The sequence below is a fragment of the Crossiella sp. CA-258035 genome (genome assembly GCF_030064675.1).
Lineage (GTDB): Bacteria > Actinomycetota > Actinomycetes > Mycobacteriales > Pseudonocardiaceae > Crossiella.
Window position 1 is genome coordinate 6,344,968 of the sequence record NZ_CP116413.1, and the last position, 22,206, is coordinate 6,367,173.

The 22,206-nt window shown below is 72.5% G+C and carries 25 protein-coding genes; 4 read left to right on the forward strand and 21 right to left on the reverse strand.

The window, feature by feature from the left end; genetic code table 11:
* Window positions 1–8 precede the first annotated feature (8 nt).
* From N8J89_RS28435 to N8J89_RS28480, 10 genes are all read right to left on the reverse strand, one after another.
* The gene (locus tag N8J89_RS28435) at window positions 9–464 is read right to left on the reverse strand and encodes a Rieske (2Fe-2S) protein (RefSeq protein ID WP_283660074.1); all 456 of its coding nucleotides are present in this window, start codon (window positions 462–464) and stop codon (window positions 9–11) included.
* 68 nt (window positions 465–532) lie between these two features.
* Entirely contained in the window at window positions 533–1,354 is an 822-nt protein-coding gene (locus N8J89_RS28440) for an alpha/beta fold hydrolase (protein WP_283660075.1), read from the reverse strand.
* A 21-nt stretch (window positions 1,355–1,375) separates the two neighbouring features.
* Window positions 1,376–1,837: a PH domain-containing protein gene (locus tag N8J89_RS28445; RefSeq protein WP_283660076.1), complete on the reverse strand. Its 462-nt coding sequence runs from the start codon at window positions 1,835–1,837 to the stop codon at window positions 1,376–1,378.
* Between the two features lie 5 nt (window positions 1,838–1,842).
* Window positions 1,843–2,325 carry a 6,7-dimethyl-8-ribityllumazine synthase gene (gene ribH / locus N8J89_RS28450; protein ID WP_283660077.1) on the reverse strand — a complete coding sequence of 161 codons (483 nt, stop codon included), beginning with the start codon at window positions 2,323–2,325 and terminating at the stop codon, window positions 1,843–1,845.
* Window positions 2,322–3,569, reverse strand: a complete 1,248-nt coding sequence (locus N8J89_RS28455; RefSeq protein WP_283660078.1) for a bifunctional 3,4-dihydroxy-2-butanone-4-phosphate synthase/GTP cyclohydrolase II — start codon at window positions 3,567–3,569, stop codon at window positions 2,322–2,324. Before N8J89_RS28455 ends, ribH begins: the two co-directional genes overlap by 4 nt.
* Window positions 3,566–4,183, reverse strand: coding sequence for a riboflavin synthase (locus N8J89_RS28460; RefSeq protein ID WP_283660079.1), 618 nt, complete (start codon window positions 4,181–4,183; stop codon window positions 3,566–3,568). The genes N8J89_RS28455 and N8J89_RS28460 overlap by 4 nt, the downstream gene beginning before the upstream one ends.
* A 12-nt stretch (window positions 4,184–4,195) precedes the next feature.
* Window positions 4,196–5,224 (reverse strand): bifunctional diaminohydroxyphosphoribosylaminopyrimidine deaminase/5-amino-6-(5-phosphoribosylamino)uracil reductase RibD, encoded by a 1,029-nt coding sequence (ribD, locus tag N8J89_RS28465; protein WP_283660080.1) that lies wholly within the window; start codon window positions 5,222–5,224, stop codon window positions 4,196–4,198.
* Window positions 5,221–5,874, reverse strand: coding sequence for a ribulose-phosphate 3-epimerase (gene rpe, locus N8J89_RS28470; protein WP_283666269.1), 654 nt, complete (start codon window positions 5,872–5,874; stop codon window positions 5,221–5,223). The genes ribD and rpe overlap by 4 nt, the downstream gene beginning before the upstream one ends.
* Window positions 5,875–5,899: 25 nt before the next feature.
* Entirely contained in the window at window positions 5,900–7,264 is a 1,365-nt protein-coding gene (locus N8J89_RS28475) for an amino acid permease (RefSeq protein ID WP_349497407.1), read from the reverse strand.
* A 44-nt stretch (window positions 7,265–7,308) separates the two neighbouring features.
* Window positions 7,309–7,956 (reverse strand): response regulator transcription factor, encoded by a 648-nt coding sequence (locus tag N8J89_RS28480; RefSeq protein ID WP_283660081.1) that lies wholly within the window; start codon window positions 7,954–7,956, stop codon window positions 7,309–7,311.
* 126 nt (window positions 7,957–8,082) lie between these two features.
* On the opposite strand from N8J89_RS28480, the gene N8J89_RS28485 reads away from it, so the two are divergent.
* Both N8J89_RS28485 and N8J89_RS28490 read left to right on the forward strand, forming a co-directional pair.
* A complete protein-coding gene (locus N8J89_RS28485; protein ID WP_283660082.1) occupies window positions 8,083–9,327 on the forward strand; it encodes a glycosyltransferase 87 family protein in 1,245 nt (414 codons plus the stop codon).
* A gap of 57 nt (window positions 9,328–9,384) precedes the next feature.
* Entirely contained in the window at window positions 9,385–10,593 is a 1,209-nt protein-coding gene (locus N8J89_RS28490) for a styrene monooxygenase/indole monooxygenase family protein (protein WP_283660083.1), read from the forward strand.
* A gap of 91 nt (window positions 10,594–10,684) precedes the next feature.
* Here N8J89_RS28490 and N8J89_RS28495 read toward each other — a convergent pair whose 3' ends face one another.
* Genes N8J89_RS28495 through def form a run of 3 tightly spaced genes read right to left on the reverse strand, consistent with a single transcriptional unit; the run spans window position 10,685 to window position 13,594 of the window.
* A complete protein-coding gene (locus tag N8J89_RS28495) occupies window positions 10,685–12,115 on the reverse strand; it encodes an RsmB/NOP family class I SAM-dependent RNA methyltransferase (protein WP_283660084.1) in 1,431 nt (476 codons plus the stop codon).
* A complete protein-coding gene (gene fmt / locus N8J89_RS28500) occupies window positions 12,112–13,038 on the reverse strand; it encodes a methionyl-tRNA formyltransferase (protein WP_283660085.1) in 927 nt (308 codons plus the stop codon). Before fmt ends, N8J89_RS28495 begins: the two co-directional genes overlap by 4 nt.
* Window position 13,039: 1 nt before the next feature.
* On the reverse strand, window positions 13,040–13,594 hold the full coding sequence (gene def / locus N8J89_RS28505) for a peptide deformylase (protein WP_283660086.1): 555 nt from the start codon (window positions 13,592–13,594) through the stop codon (window positions 13,040–13,042).
* A 127-nt stretch (window positions 13,595–13,721) separates the two neighbouring features.
* On the opposite strand from def, the gene N8J89_RS28510 reads away from it, so the two are divergent.
* A complete protein-coding gene (locus N8J89_RS28510; RefSeq protein WP_502868339.1) occupies window positions 13,722–14,318 on the forward strand; it encodes an RNA polymerase sigma factor in 597 nt (198 codons plus the stop codon).
* Window positions 14,318–15,676 (forward strand): hypothetical protein, encoded by a 1,359-nt coding sequence (locus N8J89_RS28515; RefSeq protein WP_283660087.1) that lies wholly within the window; start codon window positions 14,318–14,320, stop codon window positions 15,674–15,676. The genes N8J89_RS28510 and N8J89_RS28515 overlap by 1 nt, the downstream gene beginning before the upstream one ends.
* A 4-nt stretch (window positions 15,677–15,680) precedes the next feature.
* Here the strand turns inward: N8J89_RS28515 and N8J89_RS28520 are convergent, their stop codons facing one another.
* The 8 genes from N8J89_RS28520 to mihF form a co-directional block, all read right to left on the reverse strand.
* Window positions 15,681–17,687 (reverse strand): primosomal protein N', encoded by a 2,007-nt coding sequence (locus N8J89_RS28520; RefSeq protein ID WP_283660088.1) that lies wholly within the window; start codon window positions 17,685–17,687, stop codon window positions 15,681–15,683.
* 75 nt (window positions 17,688–17,762) lie between these two features.
* Window positions 17,763–18,128: a DUF5615 family PIN-like protein gene (locus N8J89_RS28525; RefSeq protein WP_283660089.1), complete on the reverse strand. Its 366-nt coding sequence runs from the start codon at window positions 18,126–18,128 to the stop codon at window positions 17,763–17,765.
* On the reverse strand, window positions 18,125–18,355 hold the full coding sequence (locus N8J89_RS28530; RefSeq protein WP_283660090.1) for a DUF433 domain-containing protein: 231 nt from the start codon (window positions 18,353–18,355) through the stop codon (window positions 18,125–18,127). Before N8J89_RS28530 ends, N8J89_RS28525 begins: the two co-directional genes overlap by 4 nt.
* Before the next feature lie 100 nt (window positions 18,356–18,455).
* The gene (metK, locus tag N8J89_RS28535; RefSeq protein ID WP_252482704.1) at window positions 18,456–19,652 is read right to left on the reverse strand and encodes a methionine adenosyltransferase; all 1,197 of its coding nucleotides are present in this window, start codon (window positions 19,650–19,652) and stop codon (window positions 18,456–18,458) included.
* Between the two features lie 64 nt (window positions 19,653–19,716).
* Window positions 19,717–20,967 (reverse strand): bifunctional phosphopantothenoylcysteine decarboxylase/phosphopantothenate--cysteine ligase CoaBC, encoded by a 1,251-nt coding sequence (gene coaBC / locus N8J89_RS28540; RefSeq protein ID WP_283660091.1) that lies wholly within the window; start codon window positions 20,965–20,967, stop codon window positions 19,717–19,719.
* Complete coding sequence (gene rpoZ, locus N8J89_RS28545) at window positions 20,964–21,251, reverse strand: DNA-directed RNA polymerase subunit omega (protein WP_086789245.1); 288 nt, start codon at window positions 21,249–21,251, stop codon at window positions 20,964–20,966. The genes coaBC and rpoZ overlap by 4 nt, the downstream gene beginning before the upstream one ends.
* Window positions 21,248–21,862, reverse strand: a complete 615-nt coding sequence (gene gmk / locus N8J89_RS28550) for a guanylate kinase (protein ID WP_283660092.1) — start codon at window positions 21,860–21,862, stop codon at window positions 21,248–21,250. Before gmk ends, rpoZ begins: the two co-directional genes overlap by 4 nt.
* Window positions 21,859–22,176 carry an integration host factor, actinobacterial type gene (gene mihF / locus N8J89_RS28555; RefSeq protein ID WP_252482708.1) on the reverse strand — a complete coding sequence of 106 codons (318 nt, stop codon included), beginning with the start codon at window positions 22,174–22,176 and terminating at the stop codon, window positions 21,859–21,861. The genes gmk and mihF overlap by 4 nt, the downstream gene beginning before the upstream one ends.
* Window positions 22,177–22,206 lie beyond the last annotated feature (30 nt).

Here is a 22,206-nt window from a genome sequence, read left to right on the forward strand (position 1 = left end):
GCGGTGAATCAGGCCGCGAGCACCTGCCCGTCGGCGACGGTGACCTTGACCGGGGTCAGTCCGGTGGTGGCCGGTCCCTTCTTCACCGCGCCGGACCCGGCGTCGAACTGGCTGCCGTGGTTGGGGCAGGTGATGGTGCCGTTGGCCGGTGGCGCGACCGGGGTGCCGGCGTGCGGGCAGGCCGCGTTGAACGCCCTGACCTCGGTCTCCGAGGCCCGTACCAGCAACAACGGCCCCTGCGGGCCGGTGACCACCGCGCCCTTGCCGACCGGGATGTCGGCCAGCTTGGCCAGCGCCCCGCCCGGGGCCGCCCCGCCGGTGCCGCCCGGTGTGCCGCCGGGCCCGGATCCGGCCGGGGTCTCGGTGCCGCAGGCCGAGACCAGCCCGGCGGGCACGAGCAGGGCCGCGGCCAGTCCGCACAGCACGGTGCGCCGGGTGGGTCTGGGCAGCTCGGGAGCGGGCACGGGAACCTCCTGTGGTGGGTGGACGGTCCAGTTCGTGCCCTGTACTACGCGAGCTCCGCGAACCGGGTTCAGCCGGTGGCCAGCCGGACGATCTCCTCGGCGACGAGTTTTGGCGCCTGCTCCGGAATCCAGTGCGTGATGCCCTCGACCTCGACGAACCGGTAGGACCCGGTCACGTGCTGTCCGCAACGCTGCGCTCCGGCCCGGCCCAGGGCGCGGTCCTCGGTGCTCCAGAGGTAGGTGGTGGGCACGGTGACGGGGCCGAGCTCGCCGAGTTCGGGGCCGATCGCCCGGTACCAGTTGAGCGCCCCGGTCAGCGCCGCCCGCTGCCCGAGCAGGGCCAGGTGCGGGGCGGCCTGCTCCGGCGTCAGCGGCGGGACCATGGTCTCACGCAGGCGCTGGGCTCCGTCGGCGAGCAGCACGTCCTCGGCCTTGCCCTCGGTGCGGAACAGGTCGATGTAGGTGGAGCGGGCCTGCTGGTCGGCATCGTGCTCGCGGGCCCAGGCGAAGGCGGCCGGGTGCGGCACGGACAGCGCGGTCAGCGTGCGGGTGCGATCCGGGTGCCGGACGGCCACGTTCCAGGCCACGATGGCGCCCCAGTCGTGGCCGACCACGTGCGCGGCAGGCACCTCGAGTGCGTCCAGGATGCCGACCGCGTCGGCGGCCAGCAGCGGGATGTCGTAGCCGTCGACCGCGGCCGGCCGGGCGCCGGGTGAGTAGCCGCGCTGGTCGGGGGCGACGGTGCGGTAGCCGCGGGCGTTGAGCAGCTCCACGACCTCGTCCCAGCAGTGGTGGGACTGCGGGAAGCCGTGCAGCAGCAGCACCACCTCGCCGTCGGCCGGTCCGGACACGGCCACGTCGAAGGTCAGTTCACCGAGGCGGATCTCCATGCGCCCCAACGTATCCCTTGTTCACTCGGCGTGGGCTGCGGCGTACCTCTCACGAAGAACCCGGATCGCCTGCACCGCGCGCGGCCCGTCCCAGGACTGGATGGCGATGGCCGGGTAGTGCTCGTCGTGCGGCAGGTCCAGCTTGGCGAAGTAGGCCTTGTCCGGGAAGCTGACGCCGAGGATCTCCTGCCAGGACAGGCGTTTGCGGGCGACGAACCCGCGCACGTCCACCCCGTCGGCGTCGATGATCAGCCGGGGCCTGGTCAGCACCAGCGCGCCCGCGGCCAGCAGCACGCCGACGATGACCATGGCCACCTGATCGGAGATCCGGAAGTGCGCGCCGGTGTAGGTGGCCCGCATGAAGATCCCGGCGCTGGCGAAGGCCAGCAACAGGATCGGGGCCAGGGTGAACCCGATGATCCGGACCAGGTGCGGGCGGATGACGACGGCGGCGGGTGTCGCGGTCTCGGTCTGCTCTGCCACGACCGTCATTTTCCACCCCGCAGCCCGCGCAGTGTCACCGCGGTGTCGATGGCCGCGACACAGGCCTCGAAGCCCTTGTCCTCGGCGCTGCCCGGCCGCCCGGAGCGGTCCAGGGCCTGTTCCAGGGTGTCGCAGGTGAGCACGCCGTTGCCGACCGGGGTGGACTCGTCCAGGGCGATCCGGGTGAGGCCGTCGGTGACCGCATCGCAGACGTACTCGAAGTGCGGGGTGCCGCCGCGGATGACCACGCCGAGGGCGACCACCGCGTCGTAGCGGCGGGCCAGCTCCTGGCAGACCACCGGCAGCTCGATCGCGCCCGCGACCCGCACCACCTTGGGTTCGGCCACCCCGGCCTTGCTGGCCGCGACCAGCGCCCGCTCGACCAGCTGGTCAGTGATCTCCGGGTGCCAGCGAGTGGCCGCGATAGCCACCTTCAAGCTCACACCGGCGCTCGGGACCTCGATCTCCGGCCGTCCCGCTCCGCTCATGCCCGGTCTCCCGTCTCCGCCCCGAGGTTCTCGAGGTCGTACAGCTCGTGGCCCATCCGGTCCCGCTTGGTGCGCAGGTAGCGCAGGTTCTCCGGGTTGGGCCGGATCGGCATCGGCACCCGGTCGGCCACGCGCAGGCCGTAGCCCTCCAGGCCCACCCGCTTGGCCGGGTTGTTGGTGAGCAGCCGCATGGAGCGGATGCCCAGGTCGGAGAGGATCTGCGCGCCGGTGCCGTAGTCGCGGGCGTCGGCCGGCATGCCCAGGGCGAGGTTGGCGTCCACGGTGTCGGCGCCGTTGTCCTGCAGCTGGTAGGCCTGCAGCTTGTGCATCAGGCCGATGCCGCGGCCCTCGTGGCCGCGCATGTAGAGCACCACGCCGCGGCCCTCGGCGGCGACCGCGGCCAGCGCGGCGTCCAGCTGGGGTCCGCAGTCGCAGCGCAGCGAGCCGAACACGTCGCCGGTGAGGCATTCGGAGTGCACCCGGACCAGCACGTCCTCGCCGTCGCCGAGCTCGCCGGTGACCAGGGCCACGTGCTCGATGCCGTCCAGCAGGCTGTCGTAGCCGACCGCGCGGAAGACGCCGTGCGCGGTGGGGATGCGGGCCTCGGCGACCCGCTGCACCTGCTTCTCGAAGCGGCGGCGGTAGGCGATCAGCCCGGCGATGCTGATCAGCTTGAGGTCGTGCTCGGCGGCGAAGACCTCCAGCTCGTCGCGGCGGGCCATGTCGCCGTCGTCCTTCTGGCTGACCACCTCGCACAGCACGCCCGCCGGGCGGAGTCCGGCCAGGCGGGCCAGGTCCACCGCGGCCTCGGTGTGGCCGGGGCGACGCAGCACGCCGCCTTCCTTGGCGCGCAGCGGGACCACGTGGCCGGGCCGGTTGAAGTCGGCGGCGGTGGAGGCGGCGTCGGCGAGCAGCCGGATGGTGTGCGCCCGGTCGGCGGCGGAGATGCCGGTGGACACGCCGCTGCGGGCGTCCACGGTGACGGTGTAGGCGGTGCCGCGGGCGTCCTGGTTGGTGTGGTACATCGGCGGCAGGTCGAGCCGGTCGCAGTCGGACTCCGGCAGCGGCACGCAGATGTAGCCGGAGGTGTAGCGCACGGTGAAGGCGATCAGCTCCGGGGTGGCCTTCTCCGCGGCGAAGATGAGGTCGCCCTCGTTCTCCCGGTCCTCGTCGTCGACCACGATGACGGGCCGGCCCGCCGCGATGTCGGCGATGGCTGCCTCGATGGTGTCGAATTCGGTCACCGGGTCTCCTTGGTAGCGGCCGTGATGGCCCCGCTGGCGAGCTTCTCGACGTACTTCGCGAGCACGTCCACTTCCAGGTTGACCTGGTCCCCGGGCTGCCGGATACCAAGTGTGGTCAAGTCGAGGGTGGTGGGGATGAGGCTCACGGTGAAGAAGTCCTCGCCGACCTCGACCACGGTCAGCGAGACGCCGTCGATGGCCACCGAGCCCTTCTCCACCAGGTAGCGGGACAGCGCAGGGGGGATGGCCACCCGGACGAGCTCCCAGTGCGCGGAGGGCTCGCGGGCGGCGATGGTGCCGGTGCCGTCCACGTGGCCCTGCATGATGTGCCCGCCCAGGCGCTGGCCCACCGCGGCGGCGCGCTCCAGGTTGACCGGGTCGCCGGCGGCGGCCTTGCCCAGGTTGCTGCGCTGGAGGGTCTCGCGCATCACGTCGGCGGTGAACGCGCCGTCGGTGGTCTCGACCACGGTCAGGCAGACGCCGTTGACCGCGATCGAGTCGCCGTGCTTGGCGTCGGAGGTGACCAGCGGCCCGGCCACGGTGATCCGCGCCGCGTCGGTGAGCTGCTCGACCGCGACGAGATGGCCTCGTTCCTCCACGATCCCGGTGAACACGTCGTCCTCCTCCTACGGCGCGGGTACCGCGCTGATCCGCACGTCCGGTCCGCTCCTGCCGACCTCTTCGAACTGCAACCGCACGGTGTCCGCGATCGTTCCCACCCCGGCCTCGGCCAGCGCGGCCGGGCCGGCGCCGAGCAGGCCGGGGGCCAGGTAGAGCAGCACCCGGTCGATCAGCCCGGCGGCGGCGAAGGCCCCGGCCAGCCGCGGCCCGCCCTCCAGGAGCACGTCCACCACGCCGCGCGCGGCGAGCTCGGCCAGCACCATCCTGGGCTCGTGCGTGCGCAGGTGCAGGGTCTGCGCCGCGTCGTTGCGCACCCTGGCCGCGACGGGCAGGTCGCCCGCGCCGACCACCACGCGCAGCGGCTGCCGCGGCGCGAGGCCGCCGTCGGGGGTGCGGGCGGTGAGCTCGGGGTCGTCGGCGAGCACGGTGCCGCGGCCGACCACGATCGCGTCGGCCCGGCCGCGCAGCCGGTGCACCTCGGCCCTGGACTCCGGGGAGCTGATCCAGCGGCTGGTGCCGTCAGCGGCGGCGACCCGGCCGTCGAGGGTGGCGGCGTACTTCCAGGTCACGTGCGGGCGGCCGGTGCGGGCGTGGTGCAGCCAGGCGCGCAGCGGCCCGCGGCGCACCTGCTCGGCCAGCAGCCCCTCGCTGACCTCGACGTCCCCGGCCCGCAGCCGGTCCGCGCCGCCGGCGGCCCTGGGGTTGGGGTCGGCCACCGCGTAGTGCACCTCGGCCACGCCCGCGGTGAGCAGGGCGTCCACGCAGGGCGGGGTGCGGCCGGTGTGGTTGCAGGGTTCCAGGGTGACCACGGCGCAGCCGCCCCTGGCCTTCTCCCCCGCCTCGCGCAGGGCCATCACCTCGGCGTGCGGGCCACCGGGCGGCTGGGTCGCGCCCACCCCGGCCACCACGCCGTCGGCGTCCAGGATGACCGCGCCGACCGGCGGGTTGGGGCTGGTGGTGCCCAGCACGGCGGTGCTGGCGGCGATGGCCGTGCGCATCGCCTCCACCAGCGGCAACCGGTCCTGGGGGCTCATCCCCGGACCGCGGCGGCCTTGGCGCGCAGCGCGCTGACGGCGGCGGCCGGGTCCTCCGCGCCGTAGACGGCCGAGCCGGCCACGAAGCAGTCCACCCCGGCCTCGGCGGCGGCTTCGATGGTGTCGTCGTTGATGCCGCCGTCGATCTCCACCACCAGCTTGAGGTGGCCGGTGTTGACCAGGCGGCGGGCGGTGCGGACCTTGTCCAGCACCTCCGGCATGAAGGACTGGCCGCCGAAACCGGGCTCCACCGACATGACCAGCAGCGTGTCGTAGTGCTTGAGCACCTCGAGGTAGGGCTCCAGCGGGGTGCCGGGCTTGATCGACAGGCCCGCCTTGGCACCGGCAGCCTTGAGGTCCTTGGCGAGTTTGACCGGGTCCTTGGCCGCCTCGACGTGCACGGTGACGTTGTAGGCCCCGGCCTCGGCGTAGCCGATCGCCCAGCGGTCCGGGTCCTCGATCATCAGGTGGCAGTCGATCGGGATGTCGGTGGCCTTGAGCAGCGACTGGACCACGGGCAGGCCCAGGGTCAGGTTGGGCACGAAGTGGGCGTCCATCACATCCACGTGCAGCCAGTCGGCGCCGCGCACGGCGGCGGTCTCCTCGGCGAGACGGGCGAAGTCGGCGGAGAGGATCGACGGCGCGATCATCGGCTGGCGGCACACGCCGGTGAGTCTATGCCGCCCGCTGACGCCGCCTGGACAGCAGGTATGCGCCCACGAGCATGAGCAGGAACGGGACCCCGGCCAGCCAGGCGGTGGCGAACTGCTCGGTGAAGGCGGTGGTGACCAGCACGGCGGCCACGAAGAGCATCGCGGCCACCGTGGTGTAGGGCGCGCCGGGCAGCCGGACCGGGGAGGGCGGCAGCCCGGCGGCGGCGCGCTGGGACCGGAAGGCCAGTTGGGTGGCGAAGATGAGGATCCAGGCGACCAGCGCGCCGAACAGCGCCAGGCCCACCAGCAGCGGGAACGCCTCGGCCGGGGACAGCACGGAGACCAGCACCGCGATCACCAGGCCGAGTGCGACCACGCCGAGCGCGCGGGTGGGCGAGCCGCGTTCGGAGACCTTGGCCAGCGCCCGGGGGGCGTGTCCGTCGCGGGCCAGCGAGTAGAGCATCCGGGAGCTGAGGTAGAGGTTGGTGTTCATCGCCGAGAGCGCGGCGGTGAGGATGACGAAGTTCATGATCCCGGCCGCGGCGGGGATGCCGGCGAAGGTGAACAACCTCACGAACGGGCTCTCCAGCACGCCCTGCGCGGAGGCGGTCTCCCGCCACGGCACGATGCTGACCACCACGGCCATGCCGAGCACGTAGAACAGCACCAGCCTGGCCACCATGCCCTTGGCCGCGCGCGGCACGTCCCGGCCGGGGTCCTTGGACTCCGCGGCGGTGACCGCGACCGCCTCGGTGCCCAGGTAGGAGAAGGTGACCACGGTCACCGCCAGCCAGACCGCGCCGAGCCCGTTGGGCGCGAACCCGCCGTCGTTCCACGCCGAGAGGCCCGGTGAGGGGTGGCCGGGCAGGCCGAAGGCCAGGTAGGCCGCGCCGAGCAGCACGAACACCACGATGGTGGCGACCTTGATCATGGCGAACCAGTACTCGAACTCGCCGAAGAAGCGCACCGAGGCGAGGTTGACCGCGAGCACACCGAGGGAGAACAGCAGCACCGGCAGCCACAGCGGCAGCTGCGGGAACCAGAACCGCGCGTACAGCCCGGCAGCGACCACCTCGCTGCCGATGTTGACCACCTGCGCGGCCACGTAGATCCAGCGCTGCACGAACCCGGCCATCGGCCCGAGGTAGCGGTGCGCGACGGTGCCGAAGCCGCCGGGTTCGGGGTGCACCACGGTCATCTCGGCCAGCGCGTAGGCCAGCGCGAGCGCGGCGACGGCGGCCAGCAGGTAGGCCAGCACCACCGCGGGCCCGGCCAGTGAGATGGCCAGTCCGGAGCCGAGGAACAGGCCGGTGCCGATGGCCCCGCCGATGGCGATCATGCCGACCTGTCTGCCGGTCAGCTCCCGGCGCAGCCCCTGGTGTTCCACAAGGGACCATCGTGCCACTTCCACAGTGGACCAAGTGCCACACCTCAGGCCAGCTGGTAGCCCGCCCTGGGCACGGTGCGGATGACGCAGGGCTCGCCGAGCTTGCGGCGCAACGTCATCACCGCCATCCGGACCGCGTTGGTGAACGGGTTGGCGTGCTCGTCCCAGGCCTTCTCCAGCAGCTGTTCCGGGCTGACCACCGAGCCCCGCGCGCGCAGCAACACTTCCAGCACGGCGAACTCCTTGGGCGACAACAACAACGGCGTGCCGTCCCGCAGCGCCCGGTGCCGGGCCAGGTCCAGCACCACGCCGCGGTGTTCCAGCACCGGGGGCAGCGCGGGGCTGGCCCGCCTGCCCAGGGCGCGGATGCGGGCCAGCAGCTCGGCGAAGGCGTAGGGGCGGGCCAGGCAGTCGTCGGCGCCCAGTTCCAAGCCGTGCAGGCGATCGGCCAGCGCGGGGCCGGTGACCAGCAGCAGGCGGGCTTCCGGCGCGAGCACGGATGTCTTGGCGCACAACCGGTCCCAGCCGGGCAGTTGCTGGTCCAGCACCAGCACGTCGTAGTCGTGCACCCCCAGCCGCTCCAGCACCGCCGCGGTGTCCCGGCAGTGGTCCACCGCGATCGAGAGCCGGCGCAACGCCTCGACCTCGTCCTCGGACCTCCGGTGCGCGGCCTCCCCGAGCAGCACCCGCATGTCCCGATCCCCGTTCTGTCAGCGATCCATAAAGATCGTCCTTAGCGGCCCGATAAGCACCGCCACATAGACCTGACGCCACAGCCGGACGTGTGTTGCGTCCGGAGTGGATGGTGGAGGTGGCCGGTGCGTTCTGCGCTGGAGAGACTGTGGCGCAGCCCACTCGGGCGCGCGGGGATCATCGTGGCCAACCTGGTCGCGCTGACCGCTTTGTTCACGCGGTGGGGCGACCAGGGGCTGTTCGTGTTCACCACGCCGATCGACCTGGACGTCTACCGGATCGGCGCGCAGGTGTGGCTGGACGGCGGCGAGCTGTACGGGCAGATGCCGCTGACCCAGGCCGGGGTGGGCCTGCCGTTCACCTACCCGCCGCTGGCCGCGGTGCTGTTCGTGCCGCTGACCTGGATCTCCTGGCACACCGCGGCGCTGATCGTGACCTCGCTGACCGCGCTGCTGACCGCGCTGGTGGCCGCCATGGTGCTCGACCGGCTCGGCGTGCGCGCGGCCGGCCGGGTGCCGTGGCCGCTGCTGACCGCGCTGCCGCTGGCGCTGGCGCTGGACCCGATCCGCGGCACCGCCGGGTTCGGGCAGATCAACATGATCCTGCTGGCCCTGGTCGCGGTGGACTGCCTGGCCCGCAACCCGCGCTGGCCGAGGGGTCTGCTGATCGGCATCGCGGCCGCGATCAAGCTCACCCCCGCGGTGTTCCTGCTGTTCTTCCTGCTGAACAAGGACCGGCGGGCCGAGCTGACCACGGTGCTGAGCTTCCTGGGCGCGACCGCGCTCGGCTTCCTGCTGGCCGCCCGCGACTCGGCCCAGTACTGGACCGAGACCCTGCTGGACACCGGCCGCATCGGCGGCGCCACCTACCCCGGCAACCAGTCGATCAAGGGCCTGCTGGCCAGGACCGGGCTGGAGGGCGTGCCGCTGACCGTGCTGTGGCTGCTGCTGTCCCTGGGTGTGCTGTTCCTGCTGCTGCGCGGCATGCGCCAAGCTTTCGACACCGTGGGCGCGCCGTGGGCGTTGTCGCTGAACGCGCTGGGCGGGCTGCTGGTCTCGCCGGTGTCCTGGTCGCACCACTGGGTGTGGGCGGTGCCGGTGCTGCTGTGCCTGGTGGTGCTCGGCGCGCGCGCCAAGGACAGGCTGGCGCTGTCCCTGGCCGGGGTGTTCGGCCTGGTCACCTTCCTGTCCCCGCACTGGTGGTTCTCCTACTACGACCACCTGGGCTGGAACCTGGCCCAGCACGTGCTGGGCAACGCCTACACCCTCTCCGCCGCGGCGATCCTGGTGCTGGCGCCAAGACTGTTCGTCACCGAACGTTCCGGCGAGCTCGCGGATACGGCCAACCGGGCGAAGTTGTCCCCCGTCTGAAGGTAGGCACCTGTTCTCCGGCTGCGCGCCGCGCCGGGGTCCCACCAGACTGGTCGCATGGGTCGAATCGCCATCGTTGGCTCAGGTCAGTCCGGACTCCAGCTCGGTGTCGCGCTCCTGCGGGACGGCGACCACGACATCACCCTCTACTCCCCCGTCACCGCCGAGCAGATCGCCTCGGGCCGGCTCCCCTCCAGCGCCGCGGTCTTCGGCGCGGCCAGGGAGCTGGAGCGGGCGGCGGGATTGTCGTTGTGGGACAACGAGGATCCGCTGATCGACGGTCTGCGCCTGCGGATCGGCGACGGCGACGGCGGCACCGCGGTGGGGTGGGACACCCCGCTGCGGACCGCCGCCCAGGCGGTGGACCAGCGGGTGAAGTACCCGGCCTGGCTGGCGGTCTTCGAGCGGCTGGGCGGCAGGCTGGTGATCGAGCAGGTCACCCCGGAGTCGCTGGATCGCATTGCGGCGCAACATGATCTGACCGTGGTGGCCAGCGGCAAGGGCGGGTTGAGCAAGATCTTCCCGGTGCGCGAGCAGTCCAAGCCCAAGCGCACCCTTGGCCTGTGCGCGGTGCACGGCCTGCGGGTGAGCAGCCCGGACCGGGTGTGCTTCAGCATCCTGCCCAAGATCGGCGAGGTGATCGCCATTCCTGCGGTCACCGCGGACGGTCCTGCCTGGTTCGTGCTGCTGGAGTCGGTTCCCGGCCGTCAGATGGACCGCTGGCGGGAAAGCGCTACCCCGCAGGCGCACCTGGCGCTTACCAAGGAGCTGCTGACCAAGTTCTTCCCTTGGGAGGCCGAGGGTTTCCGCGGCGCGGAGCTGGTCGACGAGCACGCCTGGCTGGCCCATCCGCGCGGTCTCCAGCCCACCGTGCGCGCCCCGGTGACCACCCTGCCCTGCGGCAGGCCGGTGCTGGGCCTGGCCGACGTGGTGGTGCTCAACGACCCGATCGCCGGTCAGGGCGCCAACAACGCCGCGCACCACGCCGCCGTGACGCACCGGGCGATCCGCGGCCACGACGGCCCGTTCGACGAGGCCTGGATGCACCGCTGCTTCGCCGAGTTCTGGTCCCACGCCCAGTGGTCGACGCGGTTCTCCCACGCCCTGCTGGCCCCGCCGCCGGCGCACGTGCAGAAGCTGCTCGGCCTGGCCGCGATGCGCCCGGCGATCGCCGAACGCTTCGCCAACGGCTTCGTCAACCCACCCGACCTCCAGGAGTGGTTCTTCACCGAGTCCGCCGCCGAGCGCTACCTCGCCACGATCTGACCCACAACGGCCAACACTCGACGCCGCGCGAGTGTTGGCCGTTGTCGTACGGGGTGTTGGCCGTGGTGGTACGGGGTGTTGGCCGTTGTGGTCAGGCTGGGCGGCGGAACAGGGCGCAGAACATGGCGTCGGTGCCGTGCCGGTGCGGCCACAGCTGCACCGACGGGCCGGGGCCGAGGTCGGGCACGTTCGGGAAGTACTCGCGGGTGTCCAGCTGTTCCGCGCCGGTGCGGCGGGCGACCTCGGCGACCACGCTGACCGTCTCCCGCAGGTGCGGCGAGCAGACCACGTAGGCGACCACCCCGCCGGGGCGGACCAGGTTCAGCGCGGAGAGCAACAGCTCGCGCTGGAGCTTGGTCAGCTCGGCCAGGTCGTCGGGGCGGCGGCGCCAGCGGGCCTCCGGGCGGCGGCGCAGCGCGCCCAGCCCGGTGCACGGGGCGTCCACCAGGACCCGGTCGTAGCTCCCCTCGGGCAGGCCGGGGTCGCGGCCGTCGGCGATGTGCACGGTGATGGGCAGGCCGGCGGTGGCCTTGCGGACCAGGTCGGCGCGGTGCGGGGCCTTCTCCACCGCGTCCAGGGTGCCGCCCTGCATGCTGATCAGCGAGGCCAGCATCCCGGCCTTGCCGCCGGGTCCGGCGCACAGGTCCAGCCAGGTCTCGTCCGGGCCTTCCAGCGGCGCGCGGCTCAGTGCCAGGGCGCACAGCTGGCTGCCCTCGTCCTGCACCGCGGCCAGGCCCTCGCGCAGCGGGTCCAGGTCGCCAGGGTCGCCCGCGCCGGGGTCCAGGTGCACGCCGTAGGGCGAGTAGGGGGCCTCCTCGCCGCCGGTGATGGCGGCCAGCTCCTCGGCGGTGACCTCGCCGGGGCGGGCGGCCAGGTGCACGGCGGGCCGGGCGTCGTCGGCGGCCAGCGCGGCGGCCAGTTCGGCCTTGTCCGGGCCGAGCGCCTCGGCGAAGGCCTGGGCGATCCACTTGGGGTGGGCGTTGGCGAAGGCCAGGTGCCCGATCGGGTCGCTGTCCTCGTCGGGGGCCAGTTCGGCGACCCAGGCCTCCTCGTCCTGCTGGGCGACCCGGCGCAGCACCGCGTTGGCGAAACCGCCCGCGCCGGTGCCCAGCTCCAGGCGGACCAGGTCCACGGTGGAGGCGACCGCGGCGTGCGCGGGGACGCGGGTGCGCAACAGCTGATAGGCGCCCAGCCGCAGCGCGTCCAGTGCGACACCGTCCACCTCGGCCAGTGGCCGGTCGCTGCACGCCTGCAGGACCGCGTCCAGGAGGCCCTGGGCGCGGCAGGCGCCGTAGGTGAGCTCGGTGGCCAGTCCGGCGTCGCGGCCGTGCAGCCGCCGGTCGCGGAGCAGGCCGGGCAGCACGAGGTTGGCGTAGGCGTCGCGTTCGCGGACCGCGGTCAGGGTGTCCAGGGCGGCTTTGCGGGCCGGGTCGGTCTCCGGCGGACGGCGCGGCCCCGAGCGCCGGCGCGGGGGTCCGCTGCGGTCCGAGCGGGCCTGCCGACGGTTGGGCTGGTGCATCATCCGAGCCGTTCTCCCTGTTCCGGCCGCACGCCCCGAGCCCAGTCGGTGGCGGCCATCCGTTTCTTGCCCTGGGCCTGGACCTCGCCGAGGGCGAGTGGTCCGGTCGCGGTGCCGACGAGCACCCTGCGTTTCTCCACCCGCAGCTCGCCGGGCGGCAGCGCCTCGGCCTCCACCGGGGTGAGCGGTCCGAGTTTGAGGCGTTCGCCGCGGAACTCCGCCCAGGCCCCCGGTTCCGGGGTGACCGAGCGGACCAGCCGGTCCACCGCGGCGGCGGGCTGGGTGAAGTCGGCCTTGGCGTCCTCCACGGTGACCTTGCCCGCGTAGGTGACGCCCTCCGCCGGCTGCGGCCGGGCCTCCAGGGTGCCGTCCTCGATGCCGTCCATGGTCGCGACGAGCAGCCGCGCGCCGGAGATGGACAGGCGGTCCAGCAGCTCACCGGCGGTGTCGCGGTCCTGGACGGTCTCGGTGACCACGCCGAAGACGGGTCCGGCGTCGAGGGGTTTGACGATCCGGAAGGCGCTGGCCCCGGTGACCTCGTCACCGGCCTTGATCGCGGCCTGCACCGGAGCCGCGCCGCGCCAGGCAGGCAGCAGCGAGAAGTGCAGGTTCACCCAGCCGTGTCTGGGGATGTCCAGGGTGCGCTGGGGCAGCAGCGCCCCGTAGGCGACCACCGGGCAGCAGTCGGGGTCGAGCTCGCGCAGCCGCGCCAGGAACTGCTCATCCCCGGCTTTCTCCGGGGTGAGCACCTCGATGCCGTGCTCGTCGGCCAGCGCGCCGACCGGGGAGCGGTGCAGGGTGCGGCCGCGACCGGCGGGCGCGTCGGGGCGGGTGACCACGGCCACCACCTCGTGCCGCGGCGAGTCGATCAGGGCGCGCAGGGAGGGCAGCGCCACCTCGGGCGTGCCGGCGAAGACCAGGCGCATGTCAGCGACCCCCGCCGAAGAGCGGGTGCGGGCTCTGCTTGATCACCGGGGCGGCGGTGTCCTGGCCGAACCAGCCGGACTCGCGGATCTGCCTGAGCGCGAGCTTGCGGGTCTCGGCGTCCAGCCGGTCCACGAACAGCACCCCGTCCAGGTGGTCGGTCTCGTGCTGGATGCAGCGGGCCAGCAGGTTCGAGCCCTCGACCTCGACGGGTTCGCCGTGCATGTTCCAGCCCTTGGCGACCACGTGCAGGTGGCGGCGGCAGTCCCAGCGCAGGCCGGGGATGGACAGGCAGCCCTCGGGGCCGTCCTGCTCCTGTTCGCCGACCACGTCGAAAGTGGGGTTGATCAGGTGCCCGGCGAAGCCGTCGCAGTGGTAGGTGAACACGCGGAGCCCGACCCCGATCTGCGGCGCGGCGAGCCCGGCCCCGCCCTGGCCCTCCATGGTGTCCCACAGGTCCTTGACCAGGTGGCGCAGCTCGGCGTCGAAGTCGACGACCTCGGTGGCGGGGGTCCGCAGCACCGGGTCCCCGAATAGCCTGATCGGCTGGACTGTCACACGGCTCCCTTCAGGGCGGTTCGGACTGGTCGAGTCTAGAGGTTGAAAATAATCCGCAACGTTGGACGCCGAGCGGTCACTTACCCATGTGACGGCGTTCGTGAGACAGAACTGGGGTGCGATGGTCTTGGCCCAACCTGTCGGCCAACCTGAGCCGGTTCCGCGAGCTGACGGACACGATGACGATCGGGTCCTGTGGCAGCGCGCGGCGGCTGATGACCGCAACGCCTTCGGTGAGCTGTTCGAGCGGCACGCCGAGGCGGTGTGGAACCACGCCTACCGGCTGACCGGTTCCTGGTCCGCGGCCGAGGACCTGACCTCCACGACGTTCCTGACCGCCTGGCGCAAGCGGGCGGAGCTCACCCTGGTCCGCGAGTCGGCGCTGCCCTGGCTGTACACGGTGGCGGGCAACCTGGCCCGCACCGAGTTCCGCCGGGCCGGGCGGTTCCGGCGGGCGCTGTCCCGGATGCCGCACCTGCACGTGGTGCGCGACCACGCCGAGGACGTGGTGGACCAGGTCGACGGCGACCGGCGACTGCGCAGGGTCCTGGCCGCGGTGGGTGAGCTGCCCAGGGCCGAACGTGAGGCCGTGCAGCTGTGCCTGCTCGGCGAGCTGTCCATCGCCGAGGCCGCCGAGGCCCTGGGGGTGGCCGAGGTGAGTGTGCGTTCCCGGATATCCCGTGCCCGCAGCCGGCTGCGTGGCCTGCTGGAGGAGGAGCTGTGATGGACGACAAGTTCGAGCTGCCTCCGCGGCGGGAGCTGCCGGAGGACATCAAGGACCGGATGCGCGCCACGGTGCGGATGCGGATGGACGACCCGCAGTTCGAGCCGGAGGGCAGGGGCCGCCGGTTCCTGGCCGCCGCGGCGGCGATCCTGGTGGTCGCGGTGGGCGCGGCCGTGGTGGTGCAGTCGGTGCAGGACGACCACGCCGCCAACGACGCGAAGGAGACCACCACCTCGCCGAACCCGACCGAGGGGTTCCAGAGCGGCAACCAGGCCATGGCGGACCGCTCCCTGGTGGACCGCTGCTGGCGGGCCGCGATGGCCAGCCCGCAGGCCGAGCGCTATCCCAAGCGCCGCGAGGAGTGGATGGGCGGGCGGCAGATGAACTGGGGCCAAGTGCGGCAGATCGGGCTCCGGCTCGGCCAGCAGGTCGCCGCCTGCGAGCTCAGCGAGACCACGGTGTGGCTCTCCGAGCCGCAGACGCCGCTGGCCCCGGACGACCCGACGCCGATCCGGCTGATGATGCTCACCCCCAACGGCGGTTCGGCGGTGAACGTGCGCGACGGGGTCGGCAAGACCGTCGTGGGAGTGGACCAGTCCGCGCGGGGCGGCACGGTGGCCGCCCTGGAGCCCTTCGACGTGTTCTACGGGGTGCGGGTCGGCGAGCCGCGGCAGCTGCCCGGCGGCGCGAAGGTGCACGTGGGCACGCAGAAGCCTGGGGAGCAGTACAGGTTCAACGACGTGGAGTACCCGAACCCGCAGGGACCGCTGGTCACCGTGCTGGACCGGCCGCTGCCGCCCGCCGAGCGCACCTCGGTGGCCGGGAAGAAGCTGGCCGAGTGCATCACGAACGAGCGGACCAAGCACTTCAGACCGCTGGTCGACGCGGAGCTGCTGGTTCCCGGCGCGTACACCGAGTACCAGGGCGCGGCTGGTAAGAAGCAGTGGGCGGTCACGGCCCGGTACAAGGACCACATCACCACGTGCGCCTGGAACAGCCGGACCGGGGACTACCGGATGGGCATCAACTTCGCCTTCGGCGTGCCGGAGGACACCGTCAACCAGGTTGTCAGCTATTCCGGACAGCTCCCCGTCGACCCGGGCAAGCGGCCCGCCGACGACGGCTCGGACGAGCGGCACGCCGGTTTCACCGGAGCGGTGTCGGAGCAGGTGGCGGAGCTGAGCATGACCCTGCACAACGGCACGCCCCTGCGGGTCACGCTCAAGAACGGCACCTTCATCGCCCAGCTGACCGGCGCGCCGGTCACCTCGCAGGAGCTGGACGTGCCTCGGGCCACCTACGTGGCCAAGGACGCGACCGGCAAGGTCATCGGCTCGGGACGGCTGTACCCGGAGTAGCGGCTCAGAGCAGTTCGAGTGGATCGAGCCGGACCCGGACCAGGTCCGGCTCTTTTCGCGCGGTGCGCGCGGCCACCGCGTCGTGCAGGGCGGCCGAGAGGGCCCGGCCGTCGGTGCGCGGGGTGCGGATGAGCGCGCGTTCGCGTTCCTCCTCCTGGCCCCGGGTCTCCAGGGGCACCGGGCCGAGGATCTGCGCGCTGGGCGGCAGGACCAGGCCGTCGAGGAAGTCGTTGACCGCGGCGGGGGTGCCGTCCACGGTGGCGATGCGCACCGCGGGCGGGAAGCTGAGCTCGGTGCGCGCGTCCAGCTCGGTCTCGGCGTGCCAGACCGGGTCCCAGCGGACCAGGGCCTGCACCACGGGCAGGCTGGAGTCGGCGATGACCACCACCCGGCCGCCCTCGGCGGAGCCGCGGACCAGTGCGGCGGCGGTGAGCCAGCGGCGCAGCGCCTCCTCGGTGGCGCGCAGGTCGGCCCGGGCCAGCATCGCCCAGCCGTCCAGCAGCAGCGCGGCCCCGTAGCCGCCTTCGACGTAGGGTTCCGCGCCGGGGGTGGCCACCACCAGCGCGGGCTTGGCCGGAACCTCGGCGAGCACCTCTTCAGCCCCGGAGGTGCGCACCGGGAACCCGGGGAAGGCTCGCCCGAGCTCTTCAGCGGTGCGCTTGGCCCCCACCACCACGAACCGCAGCCGCCGCGAGCCGCAGGCCGGGCAGGAGAACCCGGCCTCGGTCGCCCCGCACCACCGGCAGGCGGCCGGCCGCGGCACATCCCCGCCCCCCGCGGGCAGCGCCAACGGCCCTGAGCAGCGACGACAGCGGGCGGGCGCCCGGCAGCCGCCGCAGGCCAGCGCGGGCACGTAACCACGCCGAGGCACCTGCACCAGCACCGGCGCACCGGCGGCCAGCGCGCCACGGGCGGCCTCGAAGGCCACCGAGGGCAGCCGCGCGGCCCTGGCGGCGGCGTCCCTGGCCTCCTGGCGGTCGTCCTCGCCGATGGAGGTGACCCTGGGCGCGGCGGCGCGCAGGTGCTCGCGGGCGGCGACGATCTCGTGCGCCCACCCGGTGCGCACCAGCAGCGCGGCCTCCGCGGTCCTGGCGAACCCGGCGACCAGCAGCGCCGCCCCGGTGGCGTGCGCGCGCAGCATCAGCACATCGCGGGTGTGCGGGTAGGGCGAACGCTGGTCGGCATGCAGGTCGTCCCCGTCGTCCCAGACCACCAGCAGCCCGGGGTCGGCCACCGGCGCGAACGCCGCCGCCCTGGTGCCCACCACGACCTTGACCGCCCCGCGCCGCACCGCCAGCCACCGCTTGTACCGCTCGGCGGGCCCGAGCTCGGCGGCCAGCGCCACCACCCCCGCCTCGCCCAGCACCCGCACACAGGCCGCGTGCACTCTCGTCAGGTCGCGGTGATCGGGCACCACCAGCACCGCCCCCCGCCCAGCCGCGGCCACCTGCGCCGCCGCCTCGGCCAGCCGCGCCGGCCAGTCCTCCCCCGGCAATGCCTGCCACACCGCGTGCGCCGGCCGGTTCCCGCGCAAGGCTTCCAGGAACGCCCCACCCCGGGGATAGCGCGCCCACCCGGCCGGGTCCGGCGGCTCGGGCAGCGGCGCGGGTTCGCGCGGCGGGGCGGCCTCGGCCTTGGCGTGCCGGGGCGGGATGGCCAGCCGCAGCACGTCGATCAGGGTGCCCGCGTACCGGTCGGCCACCGCGCGGGCCAGCGAGAGGATCTCCGGGGAGAGCACGGGTTCGGCGGAGAGCACCCGGTCCAGGTAGGCGAGCTTGCCCTTGTGCCCGGACTCGGCGACCCGCTCCAGCAGGTACCCGTCCACCAACTGCCCGGCGAACCGCACCCGCACCCGGCACCCGGGCACCGCGTCCTCGGCGTACTTGTCCGGCACCAGGTAGTCGAATGGCCGGTCCAGGTGCGCGAGCGGGACGTCCACGCAGATCCGCGCCACCGGTTCGATGGCGGCGGGCTGCTGTTCCCCACGTCGGTACGCGCCTGGTTTGGCCACCTACCTGGTCTATCAGACGCGCGGGGCTGGACCGGCATCGCCCGCCCAAGATCCCCTGCCCGCGTCACCCGCGGATCACATGGGCAGGCGGCGAACCCGAATCCGGCCGTTGCCAATCGACACGACCGCCCCGGCGAGCAGGTCTTCTTGCACCGCAGGCAGATTCGCCACCAGCAGCCCGCCCTGTTCCTGCGGGGTGCGGTGGTCGGCGGACCGCAGCAGGACCAGCGACGGCGACTTGAGTCCGGCGACGGCGAGCATGACGGTGAAGTCGGTGTCCGCCGAGACGATCACCAGTCCGTGGTCGATCGCGAAGTCGAGGATCTCCTGGTCGCTCGCAGCGAGCATGCCGTGGTCGCGCACGTGGGTCGCGGTGTGCCCGGCCTGCCCAAGCCAGGTGGCGATCTTCGGCGAGAGGTTCGCGTCGACGAGGAAGTTCATGCGGATTCAGCGAGCGGGAGTTCACGCTCCGCGACCGCGACCGCGGCGAACTCCAAGGCGGCCAGCACATCCGCGACTTCCAGGTACGGATAGTCATCGATCACTTGCTCGATGTTACGGCCAGCCGCGAGTTGGCCGAGCACCGCCGCCACTGTCATCCGGGTCTCCCGGATGCACGGGTACCCGTTCATGCGGGACGGGTCGATGGTGATGCGCTCGAAAGCCACACCCCGAGTCTAGCTCGCGTGCAAGTTTGCATGCATGCAAGCAAGCCCCCTGTCGCATGCATGCATGCATGCGACAGGGGGCTTCAGCGTTCGGTCAGGCTCAGACCAACAGGCCCTTGAGGGCGTCGGCGCGGTCGGTGTTCTCCCACGGCAGGTCGAGGTCGGTCCGGCCGAAGTGGCCGTACGCGGCGGTCGGCGCGTAGATCGGGCGCAGCAGGTCCAGGTCGCGGATGATCGCGGCCGGGCGGAGGTCGAAGACCTCGGTGATGGCCTGCTGGATCTTCTCCGGGTCCACGGTCTCGGTGCCGAAGGTCTCCACGAACAGGCCCACCGGGGCGGCCTTGCCGATGGCGTAGGCGACCTGGACCTCGGCGCGGGTGGCCAGGCCGGCCGCGACGACGTTCTTGGCGACCCAGCGCATGGCGTAGGCGGCCGAGCGGTCGACCTTCGACGGGTCCTTGCCGGAGAAGGCGCCGCCGCCGTGGCGGGCCATGCCGCCGTAGGTGTCGACGATGATCTTGCGGCCGGTCAGGCCGGCGTCGCCCATGGGGCCGCCGATGACGAAGCGGCCGGTGGGGTTGACCAGGAGGCGGACGTCGCTGGTGTCGAGGTCCAGGCCGGCCAGCTCGGGCAGCACGACCTGCTCGCGGATGTCGACGGCGAGCATCTGCTCCAGGTCGATGTCGGCGGCGTGCTGGGAGGAGACGACCACGGTGTCCAGGCGGACCGGGCGGTCACCGGCGTACTCGATGGTGACCTGGGTCTTGCCGTCGGGACGCAGGTAGGGCAGCACGCCGTCCTTGCGGACCTTGGTCAGGCGGCGGGACAGGCGGTGCGCCAGCGCGATCGGCAGCGGCATCAGCTCCGGGGTGTCGGTGCTGGCGTAGCCGAACATCAGGCCCTGGTCGCCCGCGCCCTGCTTGTCGATCTCGTCCTCGGCGCCCTCGACCCTGGACTCGTGCGCGGTGTCCACACCCTGCGCGATGTCGGGGGACTGCGAGCCGATGGCGACGTTCACGCCGCAGGAGTGGCCGTCGAAGCCCTTGGCCGAGGAGTCGTAGCCGATCTCCAGGATCTTCTCCCGCACGATGGTCGGGATGTCGGCGTAGGCCTCGGTGGTCACCTCGCCCGCGACGTGCACCTGGCCAGTGGTGATCAGCGTCTCCACCGCGACCCGGCTGCGCGGGTCCTTGGACAGCAGCCCGTCGAGGATCGAGTCGCTGATGGCGTCGCAGATCTTGTCCGGGTGCCCCTCGGTCACGGACTCACTGGTGAACAGACGGCTGTTCTGGCTCACGGTTCTCCCCTGGAGACAAGTTAGGTATGGCTAAGTAGCTTAGTGGGGGTGCCTAGAGCATGGCTCACAGGCGGGCAGAGCCGGAAAGCCGCGCGATCGCGTCCCACACTGTGGACGCGAACCGGGCTTTCGAGCCCTGTGGGATGGGCGCCTCTGCGCCGTCTGCCGTGAGCAGCCATCCCTGGTTGTGCTCGACCTCGAAGGCCTTGCCGTCGCCCACCGCGTTGACGACCAGCAGGTCGCAACCCTTGCGGGCGAGCTTCGCTCGTGCGTGGTCCAGCACATCGCCGCCTGGATCTCCAGTCTCCGCGGCGAACCCGACGACCAGTTGCCCCGGGCGTCGTCCCTTGACCAGCTCCACCAGGATGTCAGGGTTTCGCCGGAGTTCAAGCGGGTGTGGCTCGGAACCTTCGGTTTTCTTAATTTTGTGATCCACGAACTCTGCCGGTCGGAAGTCGGCGACGGCGGCGGCCATGACCACCACGTCTGCCTGCTCGGCGGCCTCGAGCATGGCCGCGCGCAGCTGCTCGGCGGTGCTCGCGGAGACCATGGTCACGCCGGCGGGGTCGCTGAGCGCGCCGCCGGTGACGGTGGAGACGAGGGTCACCTGCGCGCCGCGCTGGGCGGCGACCCTGGCCAGCGCGTAGCCCTGTTTGCCGGAGGACCGGTTGGTCAGGTACCGCACCGGGTCCAGGGGCTCGCGGGTGCCGCCGGCGGAGATGGCCACCCGCACGCCGGTGAGGTCGCGGGGCAGCGCGTCGGGGCGCTCCAGCAGCAGGGTGGCCAGCGCGACGATCTCGCTGGGCTCGGGCAGCCGGCCCTTGCCGGTGTCCTTGCCGGTCAGCCGCCCCGCGGCGGGTTCGGCGACGATCACGCCCCGGGAGCGCAGGGTGGCCACGTTGGCCTGGGTGGCCGGGTGCTCCCACATCTCGGTGTGCATGGCCGGGACCATCAGCACCGGGCAGCGCGCGGTGAGCAGCGTGCCGGTGAGCAGGTCGTCGGCCATGCCCGCGGCGGCCTTGGCCATCAGGTCGGCGGTGGCGGGGGCGATGACGACCAGGTCGGCGCTCTGCCCGATGCGCACGTGCGGGACCTCGGGCACGTCGCTGAACACGCCGGTGGCCACTGGCTGGCCGGACAATGCTTCAAAAGTGGCGGCGCCGACGAAGCGGAGAGCCGCCTCGGTCGGCACCACGCGCACCGCGTGGCCGGACTCGGTCAGCCTGCGCAGGACCTCGCAGGCCTTGTAGGCGGCGATCCCGCCGCCCACGCCGAGCACGACCCGCGGCCGGTGCTCTGCTGGGGTGGAACTCACTCGCCTTCGGTGTGTTCGAGCACACCGGCGTGGATCTCGCGCATGGCGATGGACAGCGGCTTCTCCCGCGCGCCCGGCTCCACCAGCGGTCCGACGTACTCCAGCAGGCCCTCGCCGAGCTGCGCGTAGTAGTCGTTGATCTGGCGGGCCCGCTTCGCGGCGTAGATCACCAGCGCGTACTTCGAGCTGACCTTCTCGAGCAGGTCGTCGATCGGCGGGTTGGTGATGCCCAGCGGGGTGTTGGCCGGTTCGGCCAGCACACCCAGCTCAGTGGGGATGCTCACTCGCATGCTCCTGCGGTCGTGTTGCGCACCGGATGAGTATCAGTGCCGGTCAACAAGGTTACCAAGTCCTCGGCGGCGCGTTGCACGTCGTGGTTGACGATCACCACGTCGAACTCGGCCTTGGCCGCCAGTTCCTCCCGGGCGGTGTCCAGGCGGCGGCGCACGACCTGCTCCGGTTCGGTGCCGCGACCGACCAGGCGGCCGACCAGCACCTCCCAGCTCGGCGGCGCCAGGAAGACCTGGACGGCCTCGGGGGCGGCCTGCCGGATGGCCCGCGCGCCCTGGAGGTCGACCTCGACCAGGATGGGAAGTCCCTGGTCAAGACGCTGCTCGATCGGTCCTTTCGGGGTGCCCGAGCGGTGGGTGCCCCGGTGGATCTCCGCCCACTCCAGCAGCTCCCCCGCCTCGATCATGCGATCGAACTCGGCGGGGCTGACGAAGTGGTAGTCCTGCCCGTCCACCTCACCGGGGCGCGGGGCCCTGGTGGTGGCGGACACGCTGAACCACAGGTCGGGCATGATCTTGCGCAGCCGCCCGACCACGCTGCTCTTACCGACGCCCGAGGGGCCGGCCAGTACTACCAGCCGGCCCCTCGTGGATGAGTCAGTCACTCGCCGCTGAACTCGGTCAGCAGCGCCTTGCGCTGCCGCTCACCGAGTCCGCGAAGACGACGGCTCGCCGCGATCTCCAACCGCTCCATGATCTGAGCGGCGCGAACCTTGCCAACGCCGGGAAGGGCCTCAAGAAGGGCCGAGACCTTCATCTTGCCCAGGACCTCATCGGTCTCCGCGGCCGCGAGCACGTCCTTGAGAGTGGTGCCGCCGCGCTTGAGGCGCTCCTTGAGCTCCGCGCGGGCACGACGAGCCGCAGCCGCCTTCTCCAACGCTGCGGCCCGCTGCTCCTCGGTCAGCTGGGGAAGGGCCACGTTATTCCTCCGTATGTGGGGTGTCCTCTG